This window comes from Streptobacillus felis, assembly GCF_001559775.1.
Lineage (GTDB): Bacteria > Fusobacteriota > Fusobacteriia > Fusobacteriales > Leptotrichiaceae > Streptobacillus > Streptobacillus felis.
In genome coordinates this window covers 1-11,339 of record NZ_LOHX01000180.1, presented here as the reverse complement: position 1 = coordinate 11,339, position 11,339 = coordinate 1, and the positions used below count along the sequence as shown (strand labels likewise).

Genomic DNA, 11,339 nt, shown 5'->3' with positions numbered 1-11,339 from the left:
TTTCAGTATCAGTAGAATTAATACACCCAATCGCGATTGAAACAGGATTAAGATTCTCAATCAGAGAAGGTGGAAGAACAGTAGCATCAGGAGTAGTTGCTGAAATAGCTGAATAATAATTTAAAAATATAAAAATAGCTTACTTCGGTAAGCTATTTTTAAACTAAAGGAGAGAATATGAAAAAAATACCAAACGCAGTAGGACCTTATTCTGCATATTATGTAGCTGGAGATTTCTTATATATTTCAGGGCAATTAGGGATTAACCCTGAAACTAATGTTATAGAAGGAACTACAGCAGCTGAACAAGCTAAACAATCTTTAGAAAATTTAAAAGCAATTTTAGAAATAAATGGATTAACTACAAAAGATATAGTAAAAACTATGGTGTTACTAGATGATATCAATGATTTCGTTTCAGTTAATGAAGTATATGCAACATACTTTGAAGAACCATTCCCAGCAAGATCAGCTTTTGAAGTTGGTAAATTACCTAAGGGTGGTTTAGTAGAAATTGAAGCAATAGCATATTTTAAGAAATAATAAATATAGGTCTAGATTTTGTCTAGACTTTTTTTTTATAAAAAAGTGAAAAATATATCTTGATTTTTTTTGATTTATAAGGTATAATGATACATATTAAACCATTATGGTTTAAAGTGAATATCACTGGAGGTAAAAATGGTAGTTAAAGACATCAAGAGTTTAAAAGAAATGATGAAAAACGTTAGAGAAGCACAAGAAAAATATGCTTCATTTACACAAGAGCAAGTTGACAAAATTTTTAGAAAAGTTGCTCAAACTATTAATGATCAAAGAATTATTCTAGCAACTATGGCTGTTGAAGAAACAGGTATGGGATTAATAGAAGATAAGGTTATTAAAAACCACTTTGCATCAGAATATATTTACAACAAGTATAAAGATGAAAAAACTTGTGGAATATTAGAAGAAGATAAATCTTATGGTATTAAAAAAATCGCTACTCCTATAGGAGTTATTGCAGGGGTTATACCTACAACTAACCCTACATCAACAGCGGTATTTAAAATATTACTTGCATTAAAAACAAGAAATGCAATAATAATATCTCCACACCCAAGAGCTAAAAACTCAACTATATATGCAGCTAAACTTGCATTAGAAGTTGCTAAAAAATATGGTGCACCTGACAATATTATTTCTTGGATAGATGAACCAAGCATGGAATTATCTAGAGAATTAATGTCAAGTGTTGACTTAATATTAGCTACTGGAGGACCTGGAATGGTTAAGAGTGCTTATTCATCAGGAACACCAGCTATAGGGGTTGGAGCAGGAAATACTCCAGTTATTATAGATGAAACAGCAGATATTAAGATGACTGCAAACTACATATTATTATCAAAAACATTTGATAATGGGGTAATTTGTGCTTCTGAACAAGCATTAATATTACCTGAATCAAAATATGATGAAATTAAAAAAGAATTCGTTGCAAGAGGAGCTTATGTTCTTAAAAAAGATGAAATTCAAAAAGTTAGAGATGTAATGTTTAAAGAAGGTTCATTAAATGCTGATATAGTTGGACAAAGTGCATACACTATAGCTACTATGGCAGGATTAAAAGTACCTGAAAATATTAGAGTATTAATAGGAGAAGTTAAAGATTACTCTGAAAAAGAAGCTTTTGCTCATGAAAAATTATCTCCAATCTTAGCTATGTATAAAGCAAAAGGATTTGAAGAACAAATGACTATAGCTAAAGCTTTAATAGAACTTGGAGGATTAGGACATACTTCATGTATATATATAAACGAAGCTGAAGTAGATAAAATTGATAGATTTGGTAGAGAAATGAAAACAGGAAGAACACTTGTTAACATGCCAGCATCACTTGGAGCAATAGGAGACGTATTTAACTTTAAATTAGAACCATCATTAACACTTGGTTGTGGATCATGGGGAGGAAACTCTGTTTCAGAAAACGTAGGAGTTAAACATTTATTAAACGTTAAGACAGTAGCAGAAAGAAGGGAAAATATGTTATGGTTTAAAGTACCAGAAAAAATCTACTTTAAATATGGTTCATTGCCTATAGCCTTAGAAGAATTAAAAGATGATAATCATAAAAAAGCATTCATAGTTACAGATAATACTTTAGCAGAACTTGGATATACTAACCATGTTACAAGAGTATTAGAAAAAATAGGAATTGATTTTAGAATATTCTCTAATGTTGGAGTTGACCCTACATTAAGCTCAACTATGGCAGGGGCTGAAGCAATGAGAGAATACCAACCAGATGTTATTATAGCATTAGGTGGAGGATCTGCAATGGATGCTGCTAAAATCATGTGGGTATTATATGAATATCCTAATATTAGATTTAAAGATTTAGCAATGAGATTCATGGATATACGTAAGAGAATATTTGCATTCCCTAAAATGGGTATTAAAGCTAAGTTCGTAGCTGTTGCGACTTCTGCTGGAACTGGTTCAGAAGTAACTCCATTCTCAGTTATTACAGATGATGAAACTGGAATTAAATATCCATTAGCTGATTACGAATTAACTCCAGATGTAGCAATAAATGATCCTGAATTAATGTTAACAATGCCTAAAGGATTAACAGTAGCATCAGGTATAGACGTATTTACACATGCTATTGAATCATATGTTTCAGTACTAGCTACAGAATATACTAAACCATATTCATTAGAAGCTATGAAAATAGTTATGAAATATTTACCAGAATCAGTTGCTTTAGGTTCTAAAGCTGTTAAAGCAAAAGAAAAAATGGCTAATGCATCATGTATAGCTGGTATGGCATTTGCAAATGCATTCTTAGGAATTAACCACTCATTAGCACATAAATTAGGAGGAAAATTCCATGTACCACATGGTATAGCAAATGCATTAGTTATATCTGAAGTAATTAGATTTAATGCTGAAGATGCACCAACTAAGATGGGAGTATTCCCTCAATATAGATATCCAGATGCAGTTAATCGTTATGCAAAAGTAGCTGACTTCTTAGGATTATCTAAACCAGGACAAACTAAAGAAGAAAAAGTAGAAGCATTAGTTGCTGGAGTAGAAGACTTAAAAGAAAAAATTGGTATACCAAAAACAATTAGAGATTGGGGAATACCTGAAAAAGACTTCTTAGAAGCAGTGGATGAGTTATCAGTAGATGCATTTGATGATCAATGTACACCTGCTAACCCTAGATACCCACTAATTTCTGAATTAAAAGAAATTTACTTAAAATCTTACTATGGTAGAGAAGAATATTTAAAAATGAAAAATTCTAAATAGTAATTAGAAATACTCGTGTTTGACACGAGTATTTTTATTTTAACACAAAAATTTTCAATTATTAAAAAAATATATAATTGAAAAAAATAACGTAAATAAAGGGTTTCTTCTAGGTTTGTAAAATAATAGTGAAATTTTTTTTCATTTTTTTTTGCATTTTTGAAAAATTGAGGTATAATGTAGTAGGTGATTGAAATGGAGTTTAAATTTTTTAAGAATATAGGACATGAATTAGGGCTGACATCTATGTTAGCAAGTAGAATAAATGAATATATTTTAGTATATGGTGGATCTAATTTTCCTGATGGAACACCACCTTATGGAACTAGAAAAGTATATGATGATATGTATCTATATGATTTAGAATTTAATTTAGTTTCTAAACAAAAAGGTATTATTAAGCCAGATAGATCAATAGTAATTTCTTATTTAGATAAAATATATTTGATATCTGGAGCAGGTAATACTAAAATATATGAATATACTTTAGATGGAACTACTATAATAGAAAAAGAAATATTTGATTTAGGTTTTGAAATTATAGGTGGTTTTGGAGGTATATATAACGAAAAGATTTATTTTGGAAAAGAATATGTATATGAGTTTGATTTGAAAAGTCTAGAAATAAAGGAGCTTGCTAAGTTTATTGGTGAAGTTAGAGAGCAATCTGTAAGCTTTATATCAAATGGTAAGATTTATTTATTTAGTGGTGCCTCAAATATTTGTTGTTTAGATTCATATATATATGAAATAAATAAAAATGAGTGGAGGAAAATTTCTGACACTCCTACATGCTTAACTGGAGCAGCCTCTTGTAAAATAGATGAAAATAACTTTTTAATAACAGGAGGCTGCAATAAAGAAATATTTGACGTAGCAGTGAAAAGTTTAGGGAATATAGAATACAAAAAAGAATATTTCAGTAAAAAACGTGAAAATTTTAATTGGAATACTAAAGTATATATATATAATACTGAGGAAGATAAATTTATAGTACTATCTCAAGGTAATATATTAAATGCAACTTGTGGATCAAGTATGTTAAAAATAGATAATAAAGTATATTTAATTAATGGTGAGATGAAACCAGGTCATAGAACACCTCAGGTGTTAGTGGGAGAATTAATATGAAATATATAACATTGATAGAATCGTTTTATCCTTCTTTTAGTAAACAAGAAATAAAGGTAGCTAACTTTGTTATTAAAGAAAGAGATGCAATTTGTTTCATGCCTTTACATGAAATAACTAAAAGAATAAATGTTTCTGAAGCAACTATAGTAAGGTTTGTTAAAAAAATTGGATTTAAAGGATTTATAGATTTTAAATTAGAAGTAGCTAGGGAAATATCAAAGATACAGGATGAACATACAAAAGAAGATTATATAGAAAATATTGAATATAATATATTAGACACTATAAAAAATACTAAGGCTTTAATTAATAAGGATGACGTAGAAGAAGCAATTAAAGTTATAGAGGAAGCACAAAAATTCTATGTTTTTGGAATGGGAGCTTCTGGTGTTGCAGCTTTAGAATTTCAAAATAGGTTTATGAGATTTGGTAAGATAGGTCATAGTGTAAGTGATGGACATTTCCAAGTTATGTATGCATCTACAACAACTGAAAAAGATGTAATAGTTGTAATCAGTTTGTCAGGTGAAACTATAGATTTAATATATCCTTTAACTATAGCAAAAGAAAGAGGATGTAAAATAATAGCGATAACTAACTATATAGTATCGCCTATAGCTAAGATGTCAGATATAGTTATACTAAGTTCAGGAAAAGAGACTTTATTAGATGGAGGGACTTTAGTATCGAAAATATCACAACTATATATTATAGATGTATTAGCAACAGGTTATGCATTAAGAAACAGTAAAAAAGCAAAATTAATAAGACAAAGTATGGCTGAAGCAATAGCCAATAAAAATAAATAGGAGGAAAGCGTGAGTAATCAGTTAATAGAAAAATTAAAAGGACAATTAATAGTGTCTTGCCAGGCTCTTCCTGGTGAACCTCTACATCTTGAGGAAGGGACTATAATGCCTTTAATGGCAAAGGCTGCAATTAAAGCTGGAGCTAAAGGTATTAGAACTAATGGAGTACTTGATGTTACAGAAATTAAAAAAGTAGTAGATGTACCTATTATTGGAATAATTAAAAAACAATATGAAGGATTTCCTCAACACATTACAGTTACTATGAATGAAATAGATGCTTTGGTTGAAGCTGGGACTGATATTATAGCATTAGATTGTACTTTAAGAGGAAGACCAGATGGAAGAACAATCAATGAGTTTATATCTGCAATAAAAAATAAATATCCAAATGTTTTATTAATGGCAGATATTTCTAATTTAGAAGAAGGAATAAATGCTGAAAAAGCTGGAGTTGATATGGTAGGTACTACACTTAGTGGATATACTCCATATACAGTAACTACTGAAAAAGGACCTGATTATAGATTAATTGAAAATTTAGTTAAAAGTGTTAAAATACCTGTAATTGCAGAAGGAAGAGTACATACACCTGAATCTGCTAAAAAGATGTTAGAATTAGGAGCACATGCAGTAGTAGTAGGTGGAGCAATTACAAGACCATTAGAAATAGCAACAAGATTTGTTGAGGGAATGGGATTAAAATGAAAATAGTGTGTTTTGATATTGGTGGTACTAATATTAAATATGCAATAGTAAATGATATTAATAATTTAGATGTTAAATCTATAGATACAAGAGTTACAAAAGATGATAATCATATCTTAGAGGATATATTGAAAATTGTTGAAGAACATAAAGATGCAGATGCAGTTGGTATATCAACAGCAGGGGTTGTAGATTCAAAAAAAGGAGAAGTAATTTTTTCAGGACCTACCATTCCTAAATATGCAGGCACTAAGTTTAAAAAAATAATAGAAAAAAAATATAACATACAAACTTTTGTAGAAAATGATGTAAATTCGGCAGCTTTTGGAGAATATTCATACAGTGATTATAGTGGATCTATGTTTATGCTTACTATAGGAACTGGGGTAGGTGGTTCATTAATACTTGATGGTAAGGTATTTAGTGGAGCGTCAATGACTGCAGGAGAAATAGGTTATATGCCGCTTAATGATGGATATTTTCAAGATTATGCCTCAGCAACTTTTTTAACTAATTATGTAAGTGAAAGATTAAGTAAAAAAGTAGATGGTAAATATATATTTGAAAACGCTAAAAACGGAGATGAGTTGTGTATAGAGGCTATAGATAAATTAGTATATAATTTATGTACAGGTATATTAAATATAATTTACATGATAAATCCAGATAACTTAGTAATAGGTGGTGGAATTACTGCCCAAGGAAAATATTTAGAAGATAAAATACTTGAAGTTTTAGAAAAAAGAATAATAGGAAAGCAATTTAAAAGTAATGTTAGATTAGCTAACTTAAAAAATTCAGCAGGAATTTATGGAATATATAGTATTACAAGAAAGGAAATGAAATGAGTTACAATTTAGACAAATTTAAAGGAATTTTCGTTGCAATGTATTCTACTTATGATGAAAGCGGGAACATTTCAACTGAAAGAGCAAAAGAACTTACAAAATATTACATCGAAAAAGGTGTAAAAGGACTTTATGTTGGAGGATCTTCAGGTGAAGGAGTACTTCAAAGTGAAGAAGAAAGAAAAGCAGTTCTTGAAGCTGTTATGGAAGTAGCTAAAGATAAATTAGTAATTATTGCACATATAGGTGCTAATTCTACTCCAGAATCAGTAAGACTTGCTAAACATGCAAAAGAATGTGGAGTAGATGCAGTTTCATCTATACCTTGTGTATATTATGGATTCTCACCAAAAGCCATAAAAGCTCATTGGGAAGCTATGATAGATGCTACTGATTTACCATTTATTATTTACCATATTCCGCAAACTACAAGATTTAATTTACCAATTTCTTTATTAGAGGAAATGGCTGCAAAAGAAAAAGTAATAGGAATTAAATGTTCTTCAGAATCTACATTTGAATTACAACAATTTAAATACATTGGATCAAAAGTTAAAAATGGAGAATTTATTGTATTTAATGGTCCAGATGAACAATTTATTGCAGGTCGTATGATAGGTGCAGATGGTGGAATAGGTGGAACTTATGGAGTAATGCCTGAGTTATTTATTAAATTAAATGAATATATGGAAAATAAAGAATTTGACAAATCTAGAGAATTACAAAATGAAGTAAACGAAGTAATCAAAGGATTATTAAGCGGACCATCTTTATATGGAGTTGCTAAATATATATTACATTTAAGAGGTATAGAAACTGGACAACCTAGAGGACCTATGTTACCAGTAGTAGAAGAAAAAGATATAGAACTTGCTAAAAAACTTGATGCAAAAATTGCAGAATTAATTAACAAATATTGTAAATAAAAAAACATTATATATTGGAGGAAATTATGAACAAAAAATTTAAAATGTTAGCAGCTACAGCTGCATTAGCACTTACAGCATTTTCATGCGGTGCAAAAGAAGAAGCAAAAACAGAAGGACCTGTAACAATTAAATATTGGTCTTTCCCTAACTTTACAGCAGATCCTGAATTCCAAACACCAGAAGAATTCGATGCTGCATTAATTAAAGCTTTCGAAGAAGCTAACCCAGGAATCAAAGTTGAATATCAAAAAATCGACTTTACAGATGGACCAGCTAAACTTGAAACAGCTATTCAATCTAAATCAACTCCTGACGTTGTTATAGATGCTCCAGGAAGAGTAATAGATTGGGCTAAAAAAGGATATTTAGTTCCATTTGAAGCAGATACTTCAGTTTATTCACCTTCTATGGTTTCAGCTGCAAGCTATGATGGAAAATTATACTTATATCCATTAGGAACTACTCCATTTGTTATGGCTTTCAATAAAGTTATTACAGATAAATTAGGATTAACTGATATGTTACCATTAAACAAACCAGGAAGAAACTGGACAGTAGCAGAATTTGAAGCATTATTAACAGCTATTAAAGAAAAAGAACCTAGCATAGATCCTATCTTATTCTATACTAAATCACAAGCAGGAGACCAAGGTCCAAGAGCTTTCGTTTCTAACTTATTTGATTCATGGATTACAGATAAAGAAGTAAGCAAATATACTATTAACGATGAAAACGGAGTTAAAGGTTTAGAATGGATTAAACAAGCTTATGATAAAGGATTATTAGGACAAGGAGTTTCTGCAGAAGCTAAAGATGCTTTAGAAGCATTTAGAAGTGGAAATGCAGCAGGGACAATTCTTTACTCACCAGGATTAAAAGGTGTTAAAGCTGACCAAGAAGCTGTAGCTGCAGGTAAATTAGATCCAGTATTCGTTGCTTTCCCTAATGAAAGTGGACAAGCTAAATTTGAATTCTTATTAGCAGGAGCTGCAATATTTGATAATGAAGATGCTGCAAGAGCTGAAGCTGCTAAAAAATTCGTTGACTTCATAGCTAACGATCCAGTATGGGGAGAAAGAGCACTTAAAGCAACTAGAAACTTCTCACCAGTTGGTAAAGGTGGAATCTACGGTGATGATGCTGAATCTAAATTCTTAGAAGAACAAAGTGGAAACTTTGGTCCTTACTACAACACTATAGATGGTTATGCTCAAATGAGACCATTATGGTTCAACATGGTACAATCAGTATTAAACGGACAAGTAAGTGCTAAAGAAGCATTAGATAAATTTGCTGAAGATGCAAATAAAACAATTGAAGACGCAAAATAGTAATAAATAATAGAAGGGGTAGAACTTCTCTACCCCTTTTATATAAGGAGAGGTGTAATAGATGTTTAATTCTATTAAAAAAATAAACTTTAAAAAAATAGATTATAGTGCATATATATTTATTTTACCTGTAATGGTATTTTTTACAACATTCGTTTTATATCCTATGGCAAAAGGTGTTTATTTATCATTGTTTAGATTCAGAGGACGTAATACATCATTTGTAGGACTAAAACATTATATAGATTTATTTAGTGATAGTGTATTTATTAAATCAACAGCAAATACAGTATTAATTACACTAATAGCAGTACCTATAGTAGTAGCATTTTCAATATTTGTTGCTATAAATATTTATGAAAAAAGTGCATTAGTAAGATCAATTTTTAGAGGTATATTTTATATACCAGCTATATCATCAGTAGTTTCAGTTACTGTTGTTTGGAATTGGATATATCATCCAAAATATGGAATTTTAAACTATATTTTAAATAGTACACATATTACAAATAACAATATAGATTGGCTTGGTAATCCTAGAACGGCTATATATGCGATTATAGCGATACTGATTACTACTAGTGTTGGTCAACCTATAATTCTATATGTAGCAGCTTTAGGAAATGTTCCTAAAGATTTAATAGAGGCATCAAAAATTGATGGTGCTACGGATTCACAATGTTTTAGAAAAATAATATGGCCAATGATTAAACCAACAACTTTATATATAGTTGTTGTTACAACAATTAACAGTTTCCAAATATTTGCTTTAATACAATTATTAACAGCAGGTGGACCAAATTATTCAACATCAACAATAATGTATTTAGTTTACCAAAAAGCAATTGTAGAAACTAGATTTGGTGTATCATCAGCGATGGGTGTATTACTTGCAATTATTATAGGAATAATTTCAGTATTACAATTTAAATTCTTATCACATGATGTAGATTAATTAGGTTAGGAGAAATTATGGAAGTTAGAAAAACAACACCTTTAGGTGTAATATCAATTATAATATTAATTGCATTTGCATTATTCTTTTTATTTCCATTTTATTGGATATTAACAGGATCATTTAAATTACAAGATGTTGCAATAAGTATTCCGCCACAATGGTTACCAGTATCACCAACACTTGCAAATTATAGACAATTATTGGTAAATAATACTGCAAGATGGTTCTTTAACTCAGTATTTGTATCATCTATGACTACTATATTAGTTTGTGTTACAGCAACTCTTGCAGGATATGCATTAGCAAAAAAAGATTTCCCAGGTGTAAATATTATATTTATAGTATTTGTTGCAGCTATGGCATTACCTAAACAAGTAATATTAATACCTTTATTAAAATTCATTACTGAATTAGGATGGATAGATACATATCAAGCTTTAATCTTACCAGCTGTAGGATGGCCATTTGGGGTATTCTTAATGAAACAATTTTCACATTCAGTACCAAATGAATTATTAGAATCAGCAAAAATAGATGGTTGTGGAGAATTTAAAACATTCTTATCTATAGTTTTACCTATAGTTAAACCAGGGGTTGGAGCACTTGCTATATTTACATTTATTGCAAGCTGGAATGATTATTTCTCACAATTAATATTTACAAATAGTGAAGTAATGAAAACATTACCACTTGGAGTTGCATCTATGGCACAACAAGCAGAGTTTTCATTAAACTATGGATTATTAATGGCTGGAGCAGCACTTGCTTCTATGCCTATGATATTAGTATTCTTAATGTTCCAAAGTTACTTTACTCAAGGTGTTACTATGGGAGCAGTTAAAGGATAATGATTATATTATTATGGTTGTATTATAGTAAATTATATATTCTAGGTTCATTGCTTATTACTTTTATCTTAAATAAGGTTACAAATAAGCTATATTTACCACCTTTAATTATAAATATGGTTGCAGTTATAATGTTATTTATAATACCATATCAAGATAGAACATATGCAATGTATTTTAATTACATGCCTACGGTAGTTACAAGCGCACTTTTAAATTTAATTATATATTTATTAAGAAAATATAGGTAAATAATACACCATAAACAAAAAATTTCAATATCAATATTGTTAGGAAGTGTTTATGGTGTTTTTTATTCTATAGGAAATTAGAACTCTAATAAAGTGTGTATATTTTTATTAATTCAAATAATTGAATAATTATAATGATATAAAAAGAATGCACTTTATATATTCAAGTAGCACAAAATTACCTATTTGAATAATAGGCCATTAGGGTTATAGAATTTATGAA

The 11,339-nt window shown here is 29.6% G+C and carries 11 protein-coding genes; all 11 read left to right on the top strand.

All coding sequences use genetic code 11. The features are described from left to right. A partial coding sequence (locus tag AYC60_RS08300; RefSeq protein ID WP_156299820.1) for an EF-Tu C-terminal domain-related protein occupies nucleotides 1-116 on the top strand: 116 nt, incomplete at its 5' end. Nucleotides 117-177: 61 nt separating this feature from the next. Beyond that, the gene (locus AYC60_RS03540; protein ID WP_067321384.1) at nucleotides 178-543 is read left to right on the top strand and encodes a Rid family detoxifying hydrolase; all 366 of its coding nucleotides are present in this window, start codon (nucleotides 178-180) and stop codon (nucleotides 541-543) included. A 138-nt stretch (nucleotides 544-681) separates the two neighbouring features. Next, nucleotides 682-3,300, top strand: coding sequence for a bifunctional acetaldehyde-CoA/alcohol dehydrogenase (adhE, locus tag AYC60_RS03535; RefSeq protein ID WP_067321382.1), 2,619 nt, complete (start codon nucleotides 682-684; stop codon nucleotides 3,298-3,300). 195 nt (nucleotides 3,301-3,495) lie between these two features. Next, the gene (locus tag AYC60_RS03530; RefSeq protein ID WP_067321379.1) at nucleotides 3,496-4,431 is read left to right on the top strand and encodes a kelch repeat-containing protein; all 936 of its coding nucleotides are present in this window, start codon (nucleotides 3,496-3,498) and stop codon (nucleotides 4,429-4,431) included. Further along, nucleotides 4,428-5,243, top strand: coding sequence for a MurR/RpiR family transcriptional regulator (locus AYC60_RS03525; RefSeq protein WP_067321376.1), 816 nt, complete (start codon nucleotides 4,428-4,430; stop codon nucleotides 5,241-5,243). Before AYC60_RS03530 ends, AYC60_RS03525 begins: the two co-directional genes overlap by 4 nt. A 9-nt stretch (nucleotides 5,244-5,252) precedes the next feature. After that, on the top strand, nucleotides 5,253-5,951 hold the full coding sequence (locus AYC60_RS03520) for an N-acetylmannosamine-6-phosphate 2-epimerase (RefSeq protein WP_067321374.1): 699 nt from the start codon (nucleotides 5,253-5,255) through the stop codon (nucleotides 5,949-5,951). After that, nucleotides 5,948-6,799: an ROK family protein gene (locus AYC60_RS03515; protein ID WP_067321371.1), complete on the top strand. Its 852-nt coding sequence runs from the start codon at nucleotides 5,948-5,950 to the stop codon at nucleotides 6,797-6,799. Before AYC60_RS03520 ends, AYC60_RS03515 begins: the two co-directional genes overlap by 4 nt. Beyond that, nucleotides 6,796-7,725 (top strand): dihydrodipicolinate synthase family protein, encoded by a 930-nt coding sequence (locus AYC60_RS03510; RefSeq protein WP_067321368.1) that lies wholly within the window; start codon nucleotides 6,796-6,798, stop codon nucleotides 7,723-7,725. Before AYC60_RS03515 ends, AYC60_RS03510 begins: the two co-directional genes overlap by 4 nt. 26 nt (nucleotides 7,726-7,751) lie before the next feature. Next, nucleotides 7,752-9,059 (top strand): ABC transporter substrate-binding protein, encoded by a 1,308-nt coding sequence (locus AYC60_RS03505; protein WP_067321365.1) that lies wholly within the window; start codon nucleotides 7,752-7,754, stop codon nucleotides 9,057-9,059. 61 nt (nucleotides 9,060-9,120) lie between these two features. Continuing rightward, complete coding sequence (locus AYC60_RS03500) at nucleotides 9,121-10,014, top strand: carbohydrate ABC transporter permease (RefSeq protein ID WP_067321362.1); 894 nt, start codon at nucleotides 9,121-9,123, stop codon at nucleotides 10,012-10,014. 17 nt (nucleotides 10,015-10,031) lie between these two features. After that, nucleotides 10,032-10,865: a carbohydrate ABC transporter permease gene (locus AYC60_RS03495; protein WP_067321359.1), complete on the top strand. Its 834-nt coding sequence runs from the start codon at nucleotides 10,032-10,034 to the stop codon at nucleotides 10,863-10,865. Nucleotides 10,866-11,339: the final 474 nt, after the last annotated feature.

Excerpts from the sequence above, each read along its gene's own strand:
- AYC60_RS03540 (WP_067321384.1), top strand. The coding sequence starts at position 178 with ATGAAAAAAATACCAAACGCAGTAGGACCTTATTCTGCATATTATGTA.
- adhE (WP_067321382.1), top strand. The coding sequence starts at position 682 with ATGGTAGTTAAAGACATCAAGAGTTTAAAAGAAATGATGAAAAACGTT.
- AYC60_RS03530 (WP_067321379.1), top strand. The coding sequence starts at position 3,496 with ATGGAGTTTAAATTTTTTAAGAATATAGGACATGAATTAGGGCTGACA.
- AYC60_RS03525 (WP_067321376.1), top strand. The coding sequence starts at position 4,428 with ATGAAATATATAACATTGATAGAATCGTTTTATCCTTCTTTTAGTAAA.
- AYC60_RS03515 (WP_067321371.1), top strand. The coding sequence starts at position 5,948 with ATGAAAATAGTGTGTTTTGATATTGGTGGTACTAATATTAAATATGCA.
- AYC60_RS03510 (WP_067321368.1), top strand. The coding sequence starts at position 6,796 with ATGAGTTACAATTTAGACAAATTTAAAGGAATTTTCGTTGCAATGTAT.
- AYC60_RS03505 (WP_067321365.1), top strand. The coding sequence starts at position 7,752 with ATGAACAAAAAATTTAAAATGTTAGCAGCTACAGCTGCATTAGCACTT.
- AYC60_RS03500 (WP_067321362.1), top strand. The coding sequence starts at position 9,121 with ATGTTTAATTCTATTAAAAAAATAAACTTTAAAAAAATAGATTATAGT.
- AYC60_RS03495 (WP_067321359.1), top strand. The coding sequence starts at position 10,032 with ATGGAAGTTAGAAAAACAACACCTTTAGGTGTAATATCAATTATAATA.